Genomic DNA, 16,325 nt, shown 5'->3' with positions numbered 1-16,325 from the left:
CGGTGCCGAAACTGCTGCACCTCGCCTGCTCCCCCCGTGCCGATTCGGAATCGGCGGCCGGCGCGCGCGTCTTTCTCGATCGCTTCCGCCAGGCGCGGCCGGACTGGGAGATCGACGCGATGAACCTCTGGCGCGAGCCGTTGCCGGAGTTCGAGGGCTATCTGCTCGAGGCTAAGTACGCCCGGATCGGCGGCAAGAGCTTCACCAATTCGCAGCACGACGCTTTCGCAGTTGCCGAGCGCCTCGCGCTGCGGCTGTCGCTCGCCGATCGCGTGCTGATCTCGACGCCGATGTGGAATTTCGGCATTCCCTACAAGCTCAAGCAATGGCTCGATGTCATCATCCAGCCCGGGCTGACCTTTCGCTTCGATCCGGCGTTAGGTTATCTGCCACTGCTCAAGGACCGACCGACGGTCGTGATCATCGCCAGCGGCAGCGATTTCGTCACCGGCATGAACCGCGGCCGCATCGACATGGCGACGCCCTATCTGCGCGAGGCGCTGCGCTTCATCGGCGTCAGTGACGTGCGCTTCGTGCCGATCGGCCCGACCACCGGACCCGCCGATCCGACCCGCGTGGCGCGCGAAGCCGCGCACCGGAGGCTCGCGGAGATGGCGGGGCGGTTTTGATCAACGAGACCGATCGCAGCGTCAATCCGACGAATGCGGCAATGACGCCGGCGTGATTATCCGATTCACTATCAAGCATCGCGGTGTCATCACCCGCGAAAGCGGGTGATCCAGTATTCCAGAGACGCCGGTGCTTGAGCCGAATGGCCGCGGCGTACTGGATCGCCCGGTCAAGCCGGGCGATGACAGATGTCGTGGGGACGCGCCTTCGCATTCTCGCGACATGAATCGTCCGAGCTTTGCTCTTCGTCTCACCCTCTCTTGCAGAGGGCGCAGGGAAAGCCGGGTGCCGATTGCACCCATGGGCCCCGAGCAAAAGGTAGAAAGCTCGGGGGTAGGACCACAGGTGTAACCAGAGCAATCCGGCTTTCCCTGCGCGATGGGTTACGGCTTACTTCGTGCTCTCCCCGGCGAGACTTGGCTTGTTTGTCACCGCCTTCACAAGACGCAATTGCGTCTTGCAAGGGGACACCGGCCACTAGGGCGTCAGGACCACACGACTTCACCGTCCGCTTCGCGTGCTCTCGTCAGCACCACGCTCGGCGTCCACCGCATCCCACGCCGCGTTCGTGACGACCGCGAAGCGCCGCTCGATCGGGTGAGACGGGAGATCTATAACACTGAGTTATATTTCTGATAAAGCGAAATATTTTTGTTGTGAGGGCTTGCGCCGTCGGGCAACTCAGTGGCACGCGCGCGTGAGGGAGCCACCAACGGCAGGGTTCCCTCCCCCCTTGCGGGGGAGGGTTAGGGAGAGGGGTGCCACACGACGTGCTCTCTCCGTGTCCGTCACGGCAACAAGCGAACAGGTTACGAAAGCGTTGCACTCATCGATCAGTTCGCCCGGGGCCACCCCTCTCCCCACCCTCTCCCGCCGCAAGTCGCGGCCTGCCCGACTTGCGCAAATTTACAATGCGCAACCGGGGTAGACCCCGGTTGCGTGGAGAGGGAGCCTTGGGGCGTGCTCACCTCACGTACGATACTCCGCACTCACCCTACGTTTCTCCAGCGGCAAAACACAGCCTGCACAACAGTCCCGGTGCGTTGTCGCGCAATTCGATCCGCGCGCCGTGCAGGCTGGCGACCGCCGCGACCAGGCTTAGGCCGAGACCGTTGCCCGGCGTGTAGCGGCTCTGTTCGAGCCGGTAGAAGCGTTTGAAGACGCGGTCGTGCTGGCCGGGTGGAATGCCGGGGCCGTCATCGGCCACCGCAATCACCGCGCCGCCCTCGTCGTTGTCGCAGGTCACGGTCACCTGTCCGCCGGGGCGGCCATGCTTGATGGCGTTGTCGACGAGATTGGCGATCGCGTCGAACAAAAGGTCGCGGTCGCCGGTGACCAGCACCGCGGCATCGCCGGCAAGCTCGAGATGCGTGGTGACCTCCTCGGCCGCGGCATCGTAGAGCTCGACCACTTCGCCTGCGATCTCGACGAGATTGACGGTGCGGAAGGCGTCCTTGCGGGCCCGCGTCTCGATCTCGGAAATCCGCGTGATCGACGCGAACATTCCGAGCACCGCATCGAGATCGGCGATGGTGTCGCCGATCAGCGCCGCATCGCCTTCGCCGTTGCGCGGAGCGTGGTAGGCCTTCTCGAGCCGGCCGCGCATCCGGGTCAGCGGCGTGCGCAAATCGTGCGCAATGTTCTCGCCGACCTGCTTGACGTCTCCCATCAGGGTCTGGATCCGATCCAGCATCAGGTTGAGATTCTCGGCGACGCGATCCCATTCGTCGTGGCTGCCATGCAGCGGGATGCGCTGGTCGAGCCCGGAGAGCATGATGGCGCGGCTGGTCGCATTGATCGACTCGATCCGGCCGACGGTTCGCCGCGTCACCCCGATACTGGCGACGGCTGCAAGCACGATGATGAGCAGGACAACGGCGATGCCGGCGGCCCTGATCTGGGCCATGAAGCCGTCGAGATCACCGATGTCGCGGCCGACCAGCAGGCGATCGCCGTTTGGCAAGGTTTCCGTCACGGCTCGCACCAGCGTGGTTCCCGCAGCGAGCGACGGCGGCGGCGGCGCGCGAAATTCCACCCATCCCCGCTGCGCAGTGCCCTCGGGCCATTGGCTGAGATTTCCGGCGAGCACCGCGGAGCCGGGACCGGCCAGCAGGTAGACGTGATCGGCAAAACCCCTGTCCGCGATCCGCTGTGCGATCAACGCGGCCAGGCCGTCGCGCCCGGATCGCACATAGGCATCGTGCAGGCTGGCCCGTTCGACGGTGATGGCGCGATCGGCCCGATCGCGCGCATAGGACAGCGTCGACCAGTAGACATAGGCAAAGATCGCCGAGACGATCAGGCCGAACGCACCGATGGCGATCAACGCCAGGCGGAATGTCGAGGACTTGAGGGTCTTAGCCAGGAGCACGGAGGCAGTACCCGATGCCGCGGATCGTGTGAATCAGCGGATAGGCTTGCTGATCGTCGACCTTGCGGCGCACCCGTCCGACATAGACGTCGATGATGTTGGTCGATGGATCGAAGTGCAGGTCCCAGACATGCTGCAGCAGCATCGCGCGCGACACCACGCGGCCTTCGTTGCGCACGAGATATTCGAGCAGCTGGAATTCCTTCGGCAGCAGCGGAATCTTGCGGCCGCGCCGGCTCGCCGTCCGCGCGATCAGATCGACCGCGAGGTCGCCGACCCGCAGGATGGTCTCCTTGGCAACGGTCTCGCTGCGGCGGCCCAGCGCCTCCAGCCGTGCCAGCAACTCGACAAAGGAGAACGGCTTGACCAGATAGTCGTCGCCACCGGCGCGCAAGCCCCGCACGCGGTCGTCGACCTCGCCGAGCGCGCTGATGATCAGGAACGGCACCGCGATGCCGTCGTCGCGCATCTGGCGCATCACTGTGATGCCGTCGATGTCCGGCAGCATGCGATCGATCGTGATCACGGCATAATCGCGCGCCGCACCCTGGCTCAGCGCTTCGCGGCCGTTCGCCGCCAGGTCGACATCGTAGCCGCTGGTGGTGAGCTCCTCGACGAGCTGACCGGCGGTCTCAGGATCGTCCTCGACGACGAGAATGCGGCGGTGTGCTCCGGTCATTATCTTGAACTCCGAGTTGTCTTGAACTCCGATTCTTCTTGAACTCTTGGAGTTCTCAACTCTCCGGGCGCCCGCCCCGCGACGGCCGCCGCCAGACTATCCCATTCCGGGGCTGGATGGAACGCCTGGCGACGACCGCGACAACGGTGCGGTTGGTTGGGCGATCACCAATAGTCCCCGCACACATTGACCCATTGCAATCCGTACGGCGTCCACGACCTGCGCCAGCAGCCATCGTAATAGCCGCCGGCGTAAACGTAGGGCGCGCCGAAGACCGCGAAGCGATGGAAGCGGTGGTGGCGGAAGCCGCCATGATGGAAGAAGCGCGCGCCGTGGACTCCGGCGCCGGCAAATCGCGGGCCGATTGCGGGCGCACCGACGAAGCGGGGGCCACCAACGCGCCCGCCGGCAAAATGCCCGCCGCCGCCCATCGCGGCGAACGCCGCGCCGCTGCCACCACGCATACCGCCGCCGAAACCACCGCCACGCATTCCGCCCATTCCGCCGCCATGCATGCCGCCGCCCATGGCGCCAGCAAAGCCACCGCCATGCCCGCCACCGAAGCCACCGCCGTGACCACCGCCGCCACCGCCATGTCCACCGCCACCTCTGGCGAAGGCTACGGGTGCAAGCGCAACGCTGGCAGCGAGCGTCGCCGCCGTGAGAAACGTGAACAGCCTGTTCTTCATCAAATCCTCCCTGATTGGGACCGCGGCGAACCTCTCGTCGCCGCAAGCAGAGGACGCTCAGAAGACGCAAGCCGATGCCCGACTTCAACTGACAAATGCGCCAGATTCTGACGCCGGATTTAGGATTGGCGCGCGAGCTCTGTGCGCAAGGCGACCTTCAAGTGTCCGAATCAAACCACCAGACGATCTCGGAGCCAGGGCAGACTTCGCGTCACGTCACGAGCGCTCGCCTTGAGGATGCGCGCGGCACCGGCACACCCCTTGATCATGCGCGATCTCCGTGGTAACTGGGCTTCATGATCAACGTCGTGCGCATCGCGAACCGTAAAAACATGACCCACTCTCGCTGGGCCGTGGAAGGAGTCGTGCGTTAGGAATTCGACGACGCGATCTTTTCACCAGGCCCCGCCGGCATCGGACGGGGCCTTTTGTTTGGCCATGCTCCCTGCCGGCACAACAGCAGGAGCTTCCGATGCCACCCCAACAGACGAACCTCAGCCCCTCGACCGGGCGCGATGCCGCAGGGCTGCGCCTCGACCCCGCCATCGCACTGGTGAAAGGCACCACCGGCGATGCCTTGGCCGAGGCATGCCCGATGCCTCCATCGCAGCGCTAAGAGACGCTTTCTCGGAAAAGGAAGCGGCTGGACCACCAGTCGCATCGACGCGGAGCCTCCTGGGTTTGCTCCAGGGATATTGGCGCGCCTTCCGAAATTGGCGCCAACGCGCGAGGTCGCGAGTCAGTTTGCACGACCTCAGCGACAGGGAGCTGATGGATATCGGCCTGACACAAGGTGAGATCGACTGCCTCGTTGCCGGCCGAGCCATTGAAAGGCTCAGAGAAGGCGCGACGTATCTTTGGCTGTCTCGTGGTGTGATGTAACTGATGGCAAGTCACCACCAGCTCTGCACATTGAGTGGCTGGCCGCCGGGCGGATCAACGAAGCGTGATCCGCCCCTTTTCTATCGCCGTGACGTGGCGGATGACGCCAACGCGGCTCAGGTCGGCTTGCCGCGCCCGCTCTTCTCGGCGGCGCGGCGCAGCGCTTCGGCAAGCGCGCCGCCCCCGGACTGCTCGGCCGGCTTGCGCGGAGCCGCCGACGTCATCTTGGCCGAGCCGCGCGAAAAATCGCGGGACGGTCCCGCATTGTCTTTCTTCGGTCCGATCTCGTCGTCGAGCCGCAGCGTCAGCGCGATGCGCTTGCGCGCGACCTCGACGTCCAGGACCTTGACCTTGACGATGTCGCCGGGCTTCACCACCTCGCGCGGGTCCTTGATGAAGGTCTTCGACATCGCCGAGATGTGCACCAGCCCGTCCTGGTGGACGCCGATGTCGACGAAGGCGCCGAAGGCCGCGACGTTGGTCACAGTGCCTTCGAGGATCATGCCTTTCTTGAGGTCCTTGACCTCCTCGACGCCTTCCTTGAACACCGCCGCCTTGAACGCCGGACGCGGGTCGCGGCCGGGCTTCTCGAGTTCGCGCAGAATGTCGGTGACGGTCGGCAGACCAAACGTGTCGTCGACGAAGGATTGCGGCCTGAGCCCACGCATCATGTCGGCGTTGCCGATCAGCGCCTTGATGTCGCTCTTGGTCGCCTCGAGGATGCGGCGTACCACCGGATAGGCTTCCGGATGCACGCCGGAAGAATCGAGCGGGTCCTCGCCATTGCTGATGCGCAGGAAGCCCGCGCACTGCTCGAATGCCTTCGGCCCGAGCCGCGGCACGTCCTTCAGCGCCTTGCGCGACTTGAACGGACCGTTGGCGTCGCGGTGCTGCACGATGCTTTGCGCCAGCCCCGCGCCGATGCCCGACACCCGCGAGAGCAGCGGCACCGAGGCGGTGTTGGCATCGACGCCGACCGCGTTCACGCAGTCTTCCACCACGGCATCGAGCGAGCGCGCAAGCTTGGCTTCGCCGAGATCGTGCTGGTACTGGCCGACGCCGATCGCCTTCGGATCGATCTTGACGAGCTCGGCCAGCGGATCCTGCAGCCGCCGCGCGATCGAGACGGCGCCGCGAATGGTGACGTCGAGGTCGGGCAATTCGTTCGAGGCGAAGGCAGAGGCCGAGTAGACCGACGCGCCGGCCTCGGAGACCACGATCTTGGTCATCTTGCGCTCGGGCAGCCGCTTCACCAGCTCAGCGGCAAGCTTGTCGGTCTCGCGCGAGGCGGTGCCGTTGCCGATCGCGATCAGCTCGACGCCGTGCTCGATCGCGAGCTTGCCGAGAATGGCGAGCGCCTCGTCCCAGCGCCGCTGCGGCTCGTGCGGAAAGATCGCCGTATGCGCCACCACCTTGCCGGTCGCATCGATCACCGCGACCTTGACGCCGGTGCGATAGCCGGGGTCGAGGCCCATGGTGGCGCGCGCGCCGGCCGGCGCGGCGAGCAGCAGATCGCGCAAATTCGAGGCGAACACGCGCACCGCCTCGGTTTCGGCCGCGGCCCACAGCCGCATCCGCAGATCGATGTTGAGATGGATCTGGATCTTGGTGCGCCAGGCCCAGCGCACCGTCTCCGTCAACCACTTGTCGCCCTTGCGGCCCTGGTTGGAGACCGCAAAGCGGTTCATGATCTTCAGTTCATAGATGCCGGGCACGCCGACAGCCGGCGCCTCGGCCTCCGGCTTGATCGCGAGGTCGAGGATCTCTTCCTTCTCACCGCGGAACAGTGCCAGGATGCGGTGCGACGGCAGTTTTGGCAGCGGCTCGGAGAAATCGAAATAGTCCTTGAACTTCTCGCCTTCGGTCTTCTTGCCGGTGCGGACGGTCGAAGCCATGATGCCGTTCGACCACATCTCCTCGCGCAGCGCGCCGATCAGATCGGCGTCCTCGGCGAAGCGCTCGACCAGGATGGCGCGCGCGCCGTCCAGCGCGGCGGCGACGTCGGCGACCTGCTTCTCGGCATCGACGAAGGGAGAAGCGGCCTCGTTGGGATCGTTTTGCGGCCGCGTCAGCAGGAGATCGGCGAGCGGCTCGAGCCCGGCCTCCTTGGCGATCTCGGCCTTGGTGCGGCGCTTCGGCTTGTACGGCAGATAGATGTCTTCGAGGCGGCCCTTGCTGTCGGCGGCCATGATCTGGGCTTCGAGTGCGGCGTCGAGCTTGCCCTGCTCGCGGATCGAATTGAGCACCGCGGTGCGGCGCTCCTCGAGCTCGCGCAGATAGGTCAGCCGCTCTTCCAGCGTGCGCAGCTGCGCGTCATCGAGCGCGCCGGTAAGCTCCTTGCGGTATCGCGCGATGAACGGCACCGTGGCGCCGCCGTCGAGCAGCGTCACCGCCGCCTCGACCTGCTCGTCGCGAACCCCCAGCTCCTGCGCAATCTGATGATGAATCTTTGCCACGCTCGTCTCTCTGAATCGTCGCGCCGCTGATGGCGCGGACGCCGCTTATGAACCATCCCGGAATGATTCATCAAGGCGCGCTGTGGATCAAATTTGGCACCTCGCGCAATCTATTTCCGGGATGTGCGCCACCCGCGGCTTGACAAATAGACCCGCGCCGCATTGCCGCCGAAAATCGCAGCTCTTGCCTCACTTGACAAATCAGCCAGCAGGCTCTCCGCAGCAGCGAACCAGCGCGCATAGCCGCCGGCGAGATTGACGACTGGCCAGTCGCTGCCCCACAGCATGCGCTGCGGCCCGAAACATGCGAGCGCATGGTCCACGGCCTCGCGGAGATCGGCGACCTGCCAGTTCGGCGCCGCCTCGGTCGCGAGGCCCGACAGCTTGCAGACGACGTTGGCGCGCGCGGCAAGGCTTGCGATGTCGTCCTTCCAGGCCGCGATGTCGCCGGTTGCGAGATTTGGCTTGCCGAAATGATCGAGCACGAATTGCAGGTCCGGATGGCGATCGACCACCTGGACGAGCCTTGGCAGATGGCGCGGCAGCACCAGCGCGTCGAACACCAGGCCGTACTGCGCCATGGCCTCGAGCGGCGCGGCCAGTTCCGGGCGCAGCAGCCAGTCGTCATCGGCGATGTCCTGCACCATTGGCCGCAGGCCGACCAGCAACTCGCGCCCGGCAATCGCATCGATCCGCGTCGCCGCGTCGTCGGCATCGAAGTCGATCCAGCCGACCACGCCCCGCACCAGATCGGAGCCTTTGGCAACGTCGAGCATAAACGCAGTTTCCGCCTCGGTCGGCGCGGCCTGCACCAGGATGGTACCATCGATCTCGGCTGCGGCGAGATGCGGCATCAGATCTGATAGCCCGAAGTCGCGGTAAATCGGTCCGCGTTCGGGTGCCAGCCAGCCGTAGTCGGCGCGTGCCAGGGTCCAGACATGATGATGGGCGTCGATCCGGATCATGCCGGCACCGGCGCATTCGGATCGAGCAACCTCTCGGCTTTCAGGTCACGCCACAACGCGGTGGGGATGGAGGCCGACAGCGCGGCGACATTGCGCTCGACCTCCTGCGGTGTCTGCGCGCCGAGCACGAGGCTCGCGACCGCCGGATGACCCAGCGCGAAATGCAGCGCGGCGGTCGCCAGCGTTACGCCATGGGCGCGGCAGACGCGCTCGATTGCGGCGACCTTCTGCATCACGTCGGGTGGCGCGTCCTTGTAATTATACTTGGCGCCGGCGACCGCGCCGGTCGCCAGGATGCCGGAGTTGAACACGCCGCCGAGCATCACGCCGATGCCCTGTGCCTGCGCCAGCGGCAGGAATTCGGCGAGCGCCGGCTGCTCGAGCAGCGAGTAGCGGCCGGCGAGCAGCATGGTGTCGAAGGTACCCGCCTTGGCGAAGCGCACGCACATCTCGGCCTCGTTGACGCCGATCCCGATACCCTTGACCACGCGCTCGGCGCGCAATTTGTCGAGCGCGACATAGGCGCCGTCCATCGCCTCGCGAAACCGCGCCTCGATCGCGTCAGCGCCATGGGTCCAGACGTCGACGTCGTGGATCAAGAGCAGGTCGATGCGATCGGTCCCAAGCCGCAGCAACGATTGCTCGACCGAGCGCATCGTGCCGTCATAGGAATAATCGACCACCGCGCGATGCGGCTGGCCGCCGGCAAAATTCGAGCCGTCGCCGCGGCCGTGGAACGGGTCCATCCAGCGCCCGACCTTGGTGCAAACGACGACGTCGTCACGCGCCACCCGGCGCAGCGCGGTGCCGCAGCGATGCTCGGCGAGGCCATGCCCATACAGCGGCGAGGAATCCAGCAAATTAACGCCAAGCGCAAACGCCCGCTCCGCCGCTGCGATCGCGGTGGTGTCATCGAGCCGCGCAAAGAGATCGCCGAGCGGCGCGGTGCCGAAACCGAGGATGGAGACCTCGAGCCCAGTGCGGCCGAGCCTGCGGCGCGGCAGTGCTGACGCAGGGGCCGTATGTGAGGATTGAGGTTGGTTCATCGCGAGGGCTCCCTGCAGTCTTCTTGCTTGCAGGCAGACTAGCCCTGCGGCCGTGCTGAACACAAGCCGACGCGCATGGCGACTGGCACGCGGACAATGCGCAGCCGAGCGCACAATCCAGGGTTCCGATCAGCGGAGAGGCCGACGATTGTGGCGCCCTTCGCTACGCGTCGGAAAGCACCTGCTGCGCGACATTGTCGACCACGACGGGGCTCTCGAAATAGGTGACCGTCGGATCGGCGCCATATTTCTCGCGGGCGCGGGCGCGCCACGCATCGGTGTACAGCGCTTCCGCCTCTGCCCTCGAGTTCCAGAAATAGATGCCGCCGGCCGTCATCCCGTCCTCGGACAGCACATAGGTCTTTCGAAACAGCCCTGGTACGTCGCGATAGATCGGGGCCGTGCTCAGGAAGATGCTGCGCGCTTCCTCGCGCGTGACCGGGTTCGGCAATCTGAACGTCGTGACGGTGGTAATCATCCGGACCTCCTGGGCATCATTCTTGACACAATTGTCAAACTTGACGATAATGTCAAGAATGAATCAGCGGAGCGAACCGAATGGTCGGCATGCGTCAGTTTGACGAGGACGAGGTGATCGCGACCGCGCTCGACGTGTTCTGGCGCAAGGGCCTGCACGACGCGACCATGCAGGACCTCGCCGCCGCGACCGGCGTCCAGCGCGGCAGCCTGTACAACGCCTATGGCGACAAGGAAGCGATCTTCCTGCGCGCCTTCGATCGCTATGCCGAGGAATTCCTGGACGCGGCCGGCACCGCGCTGGCCCAGGGCGACGCCGCGGCGGGCTTCAGAAATTTCTTCGACATGATCATCGTCAACATGACGGACGGTTCGCCGCCGCGCGGCTGCCTGACCACGCGCACCGCGCTCGACGCGGCGATCTCCAGCACCGACGTCCGTCAGCGCGTGCAGGGCGTGCTCAACCGGCTCGAGCAGCTGATCGGCAAGGCCCTCAGTACGGCTCCGAACAAGCGGAGCGCGGCCGATGCCAACCGACTGGCCCGGGTCATCGTGACCTTCACGCGAGGATTGGCCGTGATGGAGCGCGCCGGATACAGCCGCAAGCAGCTGAAGGAGACCGCCGCGACCTTCATCGATGCGGTGGTCGACGATGTCTGAGGCGGCATCTCCGTCGTGGCGATCGATATCATATGGGAGACAACATGATGCAGGATCGGAAAGGTGGTTGCCTCTGCGGCGCGGTGCGCTACGCGCTGAAGAGCGAGCCGCGGAGCATCGCCCTATGCCATTGCACGCACTGCCAGCGGCAAAGCGGAAGCCTGTTCTCGTTCAACCTCGTCGTCCGCGAAACCGACTACCAGCAAACGGGCGAGACCGCGGTGTTCGTCGACCAGGGCGATAGCGGCCATCCGGTCTACCGCCATTTCTGCGGACGCTGCGGCTCCCCTCTCCTTGCAAAGACCGCATTGATGCCGGGGAAGTTCGTGGTGAAGGCCGGCACGCTCGACGAGCTGGAGGGGCTGCAGCCGCAAGTCGAGATCTATACCGATCATGCGATGACGTGGCTCACGCCGGTCCCGGGCGCGGCACGCTTTGCCCAGAACGTGTGACCGGCCGCGCCGGCCGCAGGCACTGCGCAAGCCGGCGCAGCCGGACAGGAGTTGCCGCGACATCGGTCAGGGACGAGTGCCGATGTCGCGGCTTGCGATCATTGACCAGCCGCCAGTTCGGCGTAGTTGCCGTCCTTGTCGCGGCGGTACACGACATAGTCGATCAGCGTGATGTCACCCTTCGGCGTGTAGCTGATGTTGCCGAGCACGGTGTCCCAGTTTCCCGCCTTGATGGTCGTGGCGACCTTCTTGGCATCCGTGGTCTGGGCGCGCGCCACGGCCTGGCTCCAGATCTGGAACGCGGCATAGCTGTAGAGGGTGTAACCGTCGGGATCGATGCCCTTGTCCTTGAACTTCTTCAGGGTCGCGGCCGCGGTCAGCTTCTTGCGCGGATCGGGCGAGAAGGTGAACAGCGAGCCCTCGGCAAGCGGGCCCGCGATCGCCGCGAACTGCTTGTCGACCAGGGCGTCGCCGCCCATCAGCACCGCATTGACGCCCTGCTCGCGCATCTGGCGCAGGATCAATGCAGCTTCCGCGTAGTAGCCGCCGACATAGACGAAATCGATTCCCTCCTTCTTGAAGCGGGACACCAGCGCGGCAAAGTCCTTGTCGCCCTTGGTGTAGGCCTCATAGAGCTTTTCCTTCACGCCCGCCGCGTTGATGGCGTTGCGCGTCTCGTCGGCCAGGCCTTTGCCGTAGGTCGTCTTGTCGTGGATGATCGCGACGTTCCTGGTCTTGTAGTTCTTGATGATATAGGCGGCCGCGACCATGCCCTGCTGGTCATCCCGGCCGCAGACGCGGAACGTGTTCCACAACCCGCGCTCGGTGAACAGCGGGTTGGTCGAGCCGGGCGTGATCTCCAGCACGTTGCCCTCGGCATAGGCAGCCGACGCGGGGATCGAGGTCGACGAGCAGAAGTGCCCAACGACGAACGGAATTTTCGCGCCTGCCATCCTCTCGGCAACCGACACCGCCTGCTTCGGATCGCAGGCGTCGTCGCCGACCTCCAGCTTCAGCTTCTTGCCGAGCACACCGCCCGCCGCATTGATGTCGGCAATGGCGAGATCAGCGCCGTTCTTGAACTGCTGGCCGAAGCTCGCCTCCGAACCGGTCATCGGGCCGACCACAGCAACACTGATATCCTGCGCCATGGCCGCGCCGGACAAAGCCAGGCTCGTGCCGAGCGCAAGAAAATATCCTCGAAGTGCAAACTTCATCACATTCTCCTCGATGGTGTTAAGTCGCCTCAATGCATCGCACTCGACGAATCTTGCCGGCTGCGACGATCACCGGGGGCTGCCTTTTAGGCGCGAGATGGTTGGCAGGCTCGGACTGGGGCGACGGGGGATTGGACATATGCGACATCGCGCAACAATGTGAAAACACGTTGCCGTGCATTGCTGCTAAAATCATCCGCGCAGCTGGCGCGATCGAACGCGATCTTGTGTGCGCGACAGCACATAGCCAATGCATCGGCGGTATTGCTCGGCACCGCGACAACGCAGCGCCTGCGATCCTGCGTGCTGGCGGGATAGGCGTCATCGCGACTGCCGCGACGACAGCATCAACGAACTCCATCCGTTGATGCCGCGAGGTATGCTTATCTCAAATGCGACGGCACCGTCGTCTGGCCCTCGGGACCGAAGACACTCGGTCAGGACCGCCGCGGTACCGCGCGGATGTTCGACGGCGTCGCGCCGTAGTGCCGGCGGAAGGTGCGATTGAAGTAGGAGAGATCGCCGAACCCGACCTCAAAGGCAATCGTGCCGATGGTGCTGCCGCTGTGGCGCGGATCGGTCAGCAAATGATGCGCGCGCGCCAGGCGCTGGCCGAGCACGAATTCCAAGCCGGCGCTTTCAAACACTGTTGCGCGGATAATTATAATTGACCAACCGGTTGGTCAATAGTAATCCGGTGGCAGGTCATGCGACCTTCGGCCGTAGAAGCCGCAACGGGAGGTAATCATGGTCAGCAATCTGGTGTTGACCGATATCCGCGCCGGATATCGCGTCCTGACGCTCAACAGGCCCGATCGCCTGAATTCATTCAGCGCCGATCTGCACTCCGCATTGATGGCCGGCCTGATTGCGGCAGAACAGGACAAGTCCTGCCGCGCTGTGATCCTGACCGGAGCGGGACGCGGGTTCTGCGCCGGCCAGGATCTTTCGGATGGCGTGTTCACGCCAGGCGAGACGCCGGATCTCTCCGTACCAATTGAAAAATTCTACAACCCGCTGGTGCGCAAGCTGCGCAGCATCCCGATGCCGGTCGTGTGCGCGGTCAATGGCGTGGCTGCAGGCGCCGGCGCCAACGTCGCCTTTGCCTGCGACATCGTGCTCGCCGCGCGCTCGGCCAAGTTCATCCAGGCCTTCGCGAAGCTGGGGCTGGTTCCGGACTCCGGTGGCACCTGGTTCCTGCCGCGGCTGGTAGGGCCCGCCCGGGCGCGCGCCTTGGCCCTGCTCGCTGAACCCGTCTCCGCGGAACGGGCGGAATCCTGGGGCATGATCTGGAAGATGGTCGAGGATGCGGAGCTGATGACCGAGGCACATGCGCTGGCCGCTAATCTCGCGACGCAGCCGACCGACGGCCTCGCGCTGATCAAGCAGGCACTTGATGCCTCCGAGACCAACACGCTCGACGCGCAACTCACGCTCGAGCGCGACCTGCAGGGACGCGCAGGCCGATCGGCGGACTATGCCGAAGGCGTCACTGCGTTCCTCGAGAAGCGCGCGCCGCGGTTCGCCGGCAGAGCCTAGAGCGGGATGAAGATTCTTCGAATCATCATCCCGCTCCAGCTCTTTGTTTTTGAGCATGATCCTTTCGGAAAACCGCTCCACACTTTTCCGGATCATGCTCTAGACGCAGATTGAACGTTCCGCCGGCAAGGCGAGACGCATCACTTGATCACAGTTCAGAGGAATCAACTTCGATGACACAGCCTCAATCCAGTGGCGCGCGGAGCGCGGATACCATCATGAAACTCGACAGCTTCGTCCGCGGAAAATGGACCGGCTCCGGCGAACCCGCGGCCGAGATTCACAGTGCCGTGACCGGCGATGTGGTGGCGTTCACGACCCGGAGCGATCTCGACATGCGGGAGATCCTCGCCTATGGCCGCACGGTCGGCGGCAACAATCTCCGCAAGCTGACGTTTCATCAGCGCGCGGGCCTGCTGAAGGCGCTGGCCGACTATCTGAGCCAGCACAAGGACCGGCTCTACAAATTGTCGTTCCAGGCGGGTTGCACGCGCACCGACGCGATGATTGACGTCGATGGCGGCATCGGCACGTTGTTCGCCTATGCCGGCAAGGGCCGCCGCGAGCTTCCGAACACCAAATTCCTGCTCGACGGCAATGTCGAGGGGCTCTCCAAGGGCGGCGCATTCGCCGGCCAGCACATCGTGACGTCCTTGCACGGAGTTGCCGTGCACATCAACGCGTTCAATTTCCCGTGCTGGGGCATGCTGGAGAAGCTGGCACCGGCGCTGCTCGCCGGCGTTCCCGTCGTCACCAAGCCGGCAACCGTCACCTCCTATGTCGCCTACGAACTGGCCCGGCTGATCGCCGAATCCAGGGCGCTGCCGGAAGGCGCGCTGCAGTTCATCGTCGGATCGACCGGCGACCTGTTCGATCACCTGACCTGCCAGGACGTGGTGTCCTTCACCGGCTTGGCCGACACGTCGCAAAAACTGCAGCGCCATCCGGTGATCGCGCGCGAAGCCGTCAGGTTCATCGCGGAACGCGATTCGCTGAACGCCGCGATCCTCGCGCCCGACGCCGCGCCGGGAAGCCCGGAGTTCGACCTCTTCATCAAGGAAGTGGCCAAGGAGATGACGGTCAAGGCCGGGCAGAAATGCACGGCAATCCGCCGCGCATTGGCGCCGTCGGCGCAGATCGACGCGGTCATCACGGCGCTGCGCGAGCGTCTCGCCAAAGTCACGATCGGCAATCCCGAAAACGAGAAGGTCAGGATGGGGCCGCTGGTTGGCCTCGGCCAGCGCAGCGATGTGCTTGCGCATGTGGCCAGGCTTCGCACTGAGACCGAGCTGGTGGCCGGCGATCCCGGCAATTTCCCGCTGGTCGACGCCGACGCCAGGCGCGGCGCCTTCGTCCCGCCGCTGCTGCTGCACTGCGCCAACCCGGTTGCCGCAACAGCGGTGCACGAGATCGAAGCGTTCGGGCCTGTCAGCACCGTGATGGGCTATGACGATCTCGACCAGGCCATCGCGCTCACCAACCGCGGCGGCGGCAGCCTCGTCGCATCGGTCTACACGCATGATATCCCGACCGCGACCGAGCTCGCCTTCGGCATCGGCAGTTTTCACGGCCGCGTTGCGATCATCGACCGCGACTGCGCGACGGAACATACCGGCCACGGCTCGCCGATGCCGCAGATGGTTCACGGCGGCCCGGGCCGCGCCGGCGGCGGCGAGGAACTCGGCGGCGTCCGCAGCCTGCAGCACTACATGCAGCGCACCGCGCTGCAGGGCTCGCCCGCGATGCTGTCAGGCGTCACCGGCCGCTGGTTCAAGGGCAGCCCAGTGCTCGAGGGTGACCTTCACCCGTTCCGCTATCACTATGACGATCTCGAGATCGGCCGCACGCTGGTCTCGAAGGCTCGGCAGATCACGCTCGACGACATCGAGCATTTCGCGCATTTCACCGGCGACACCTTCTACGCCCACGTGGATGAGGAAGCGACCAAGGGACATCCGTTCTTCCCCGGCCGCGTCGCGCATGGCTATCTGCTGCTGTCGTTCGCGGCCGGCCTGTTCGTCGATCCCGACTACGGCCCGGTGCTGGCGAATTACGGGCTGGACTCGCTGCGCTTCGTGAAACCCGTCCAACCGGGTGAACAGATCCAGGTGCGGCTGACCGCGAAGGAGAAAACGCCGCGCAATAAGCAATATGGCGAGGTGCGCTGGGACGTCGAGATCACGACCGGTACAGGTGAGACCGCGGCGACCTATGAACTGCTGACCATGAATGCGATGCGAACCTAGGATCCGCCGAGGGCCC

Annotated in this window: 15 protein-coding genes and 1 pseudogene; 7 read left to right on the top strand and 9 right to left on the bottom strand. The window is 65.0% G+C overall.

Annotated elements, in window-relative coordinates; genetic code table 11:
* Positions 1–2: 2 nt before the first annotated feature.
* Positions 3–629, top strand: a complete 627-nt coding sequence (locus V5279_RS10210) for an NAD(P)H-dependent oxidoreductase (protein WP_338696955.1) — start codon at positions 3–5, stop codon at positions 627–629.
* A 995-nt stretch (positions 630–1,624) separates the two neighbouring features.
* Here V5279_RS10210 and V5279_RS10205 read toward each other — a convergent pair.
* The 3 genes and pseudogenes from V5279_RS10205 to V5279_RS10195 all read right to left on the bottom strand — a co-directional run.
* Positions 1,625–2,560: pseudogene (locus tag V5279_RS10205) on the bottom strand (sensor histidine kinase); the annotation flags it as partial.
* Between the two features lie 427 nt (positions 2,561–2,987).
* The gene (locus tag V5279_RS10200) at positions 2,988–3,680 is read right to left on the bottom strand and encodes a response regulator transcription factor (RefSeq protein ID WP_029082743.1); all 693 of its coding nucleotides are present in this window, start codon (positions 3,678–3,680) and stop codon (positions 2,988–2,990) included.
* A 164-nt stretch (positions 3,681–3,844) separates the two neighbouring features.
* On the bottom strand, positions 3,845–4,369 hold the full coding sequence (locus tag V5279_RS10195) for a hypothetical protein (protein ID WP_338696950.1): 525 nt from the start codon (positions 4,367–4,369) through the stop codon (positions 3,845–3,847).
* Between the two features lie 472 nt (positions 4,370–4,841).
* On the opposite strand from V5279_RS10195, the gene V5279_RS10190 reads away from it, so the two are divergent.
* The gene (locus V5279_RS10190) at positions 4,842–4,985 is read left to right on the top strand and encodes a hypothetical protein (RefSeq protein ID WP_338696948.1); all 144 of its coding nucleotides are present in this window, start codon (positions 4,842–4,844) and stop codon (positions 4,983–4,985) included.
* Positions 4,958–5,251, top strand: coding sequence for a DUF1127 domain-containing protein (locus tag V5279_RS46840; protein ID WP_349259791.1), 294 nt, complete (start codon positions 4,958–4,960; stop codon positions 5,249–5,251). Before V5279_RS10190 ends, V5279_RS46840 begins: the two co-directional genes overlap by 28 nt.
* A 116-nt stretch (positions 5,252–5,367) precedes the next feature.
* Here the strand turns inward: V5279_RS46840 and V5279_RS10185 are convergent, their stop codons facing one another.
* From V5279_RS10185 to V5279_RS10170, 4 genes are all read right to left on the bottom strand, one after another.
* Positions 5,368–7,707: a Tex family protein gene (locus tag V5279_RS10185; RefSeq protein WP_338696946.1), complete on the bottom strand. Its 2,340-nt coding sequence runs from the start codon at positions 7,705–7,707 to the stop codon at positions 5,368–5,370.
* 110 nt (positions 7,708–7,817) lie between these two features.
* Positions 7,818–8,672 (bottom strand): amidohydrolase family protein, encoded by an 855-nt coding sequence (locus V5279_RS10180; RefSeq protein ID WP_338696944.1) that lies wholly within the window; start codon positions 8,670–8,672, stop codon positions 7,818–7,820.
* On the bottom strand, positions 8,669–9,718 hold the full coding sequence (locus V5279_RS10175; protein ID WP_338696942.1) for an aldo/keto reductase: 1,050 nt from the start codon (positions 9,716–9,718) through the stop codon (positions 8,669–8,671). Before V5279_RS10175 ends, V5279_RS10180 begins: the two co-directional genes overlap by 4 nt.
* A 163-nt stretch (positions 9,719–9,881) precedes the next feature.
* Complete coding sequence (locus V5279_RS10170; RefSeq protein ID WP_338696940.1) at positions 9,882–10,196, bottom strand: monooxygenase; 315 nt, start codon at positions 10,194–10,196, stop codon at positions 9,882–9,884.
* A gap of 80 nt (positions 10,197–10,276) precedes the next feature.
* Between V5279_RS10170 and V5279_RS10165 the strand changes: the two genes are divergently transcribed.
* Both V5279_RS10165 and V5279_RS10160 read left to right on the top strand, forming a co-directional pair.
* Positions 10,277–10,855, top strand: coding sequence for a TetR/AcrR family transcriptional regulator (locus V5279_RS10165; RefSeq protein WP_338696938.1), 579 nt, complete (start codon positions 10,277–10,279; stop codon positions 10,853–10,855).
* A 44-nt stretch (positions 10,856–10,899) separates the two neighbouring features.
* A complete protein-coding gene (locus V5279_RS10160; protein ID WP_338696936.1) occupies positions 10,900–11,307 on the top strand; it encodes a GFA family protein in 408 nt (135 codons plus the stop codon).
* Between the two features lie 98 nt (positions 11,308–11,405).
* On the opposite strand, the gene V5279_RS10155 is transcribed toward V5279_RS10160, so the two are convergent.
* Positions 11,406–12,524: a branched-chain amino acid ABC transporter substrate-binding protein gene (locus V5279_RS10155; RefSeq protein ID WP_338696934.1), complete on the bottom strand. Its 1,119-nt coding sequence runs from the start codon at positions 12,522–12,524 to the stop codon at positions 11,406–11,408.
* A gap of 437 nt (positions 12,525–12,961) precedes the next feature.
* Positions 12,962–13,144 carry a helix-turn-helix domain-containing protein gene (locus tag V5279_RS10150; RefSeq protein WP_166308130.1) on the bottom strand — a complete coding sequence of 61 codons (183 nt, stop codon included), beginning with the start codon at positions 13,142–13,144 and terminating at the stop codon, positions 12,962–12,964.
* A gap of 127 nt (positions 13,145–13,271) precedes the next feature.
* Between V5279_RS10150 and paaG the strand changes: the two genes are divergently transcribed.
* Complete coding sequence (paaG, locus tag V5279_RS10145) at positions 13,272–14,063, top strand: 2-(1,2-epoxy-1,2-dihydrophenyl)acetyl-CoA isomerase PaaG (RefSeq protein ID WP_338696932.1); 792 nt, start codon at positions 13,272–13,274, stop codon at positions 14,061–14,063.
* A 218-nt stretch (positions 14,064–14,281) separates the two neighbouring features.
* Positions 14,282–16,309 carry a phenylacetic acid degradation bifunctional protein PaaZ gene (gene paaZ, locus V5279_RS10140; RefSeq protein ID WP_338696930.1) on the top strand — a complete coding sequence of 676 codons (2,028 nt, stop codon included), beginning with the start codon at positions 14,282–14,284 and terminating at the stop codon, positions 16,307–16,309.
* Positions 16,310–16,325: the final 16 nt, after the last annotated feature.

The organism is Bradyrhizobium sp. 26S5 (genome assembly GCF_036923295.1).
Classification (GTDB): Bacteria; Pseudomonadota; Alphaproteobacteria; order Rhizobiales; family Xanthobacteraceae; genus Bradyrhizobium; species Bradyrhizobium septentrionale.
The sequence above is the reverse complement of the archived record's forward strand: the minus strand, read 5'-3'. Positions and strand labels throughout refer to the sequence as shown.

Coding starts and splice junctions, on each gene's coding strand:
- V5279_RS10200 (WP_029082743.1), bottom strand. CDS start 3,680: ATGACCGGAGCACACCGCCGCATTCTCGTCGTCGAGGACGATCCTGAG.
- V5279_RS10195 (WP_338696950.1), bottom strand. CDS start 4,369: ATGAAGAACAGGCTGTTCACGTTTCTCACGGCGGCGACGCTCGCTGCC.
- V5279_RS10190 (WP_338696948.1), top strand. CDS start 4,842: ATGCCACCCCAACAGACGAACCTCAGCCCCTCGACCGGGCGCGATGCC.
- V5279_RS46840 (WP_349259791.1), top strand. CDS start 4,958: ATGCCCGATGCCTCCATCGCAGCGCTAAGAGACGCTTTCTCGGAAAAG.
- V5279_RS10180 (WP_338696944.1), bottom strand. CDS start 8,672: ATGATCCGGATCGACGCCCATCATCATGTCTGGACCCTGGCACGCGCC.
- V5279_RS10175 (WP_338696942.1), bottom strand. CDS start 9,718: ATGAACCAACCTCAATCCTCACATACGGCCCCTGCGTCAGCACTGCCG.
- V5279_RS10170 (WP_338696940.1), bottom strand. CDS start 10,196: ATGATTACCACCGTCACGACGTTCAGATTGCCGAACCCGGTCACGCGC.
- V5279_RS10165 (WP_338696938.1), top strand. CDS start 10,277: ATGGTCGGCATGCGTCAGTTTGACGAGGACGAGGTGATCGCGACCGCG.
- V5279_RS10160 (WP_338696936.1), top strand. CDS start 10,900: ATGATGCAGGATCGGAAAGGTGGTTGCCTCTGCGGCGCGGTGCGCTAC.
- V5279_RS10155 (WP_338696934.1), bottom strand. CDS start 12,524: ATGAAGTTTGCACTTCGAGGATATTTTCTTGCGCTCGGCACGAGCCTG.
- paaG (WP_338696932.1), top strand. CDS start 13,272: ATGGTCAGCAATCTGGTGTTGACCGATATCCGCGCCGGATATCGCGTC.
- paaZ (WP_338696930.1), top strand. CDS start 14,282: ATGAAACTCGACAGCTTCGTCCGCGGAAAATGGACCGGCTCCGGCGAA.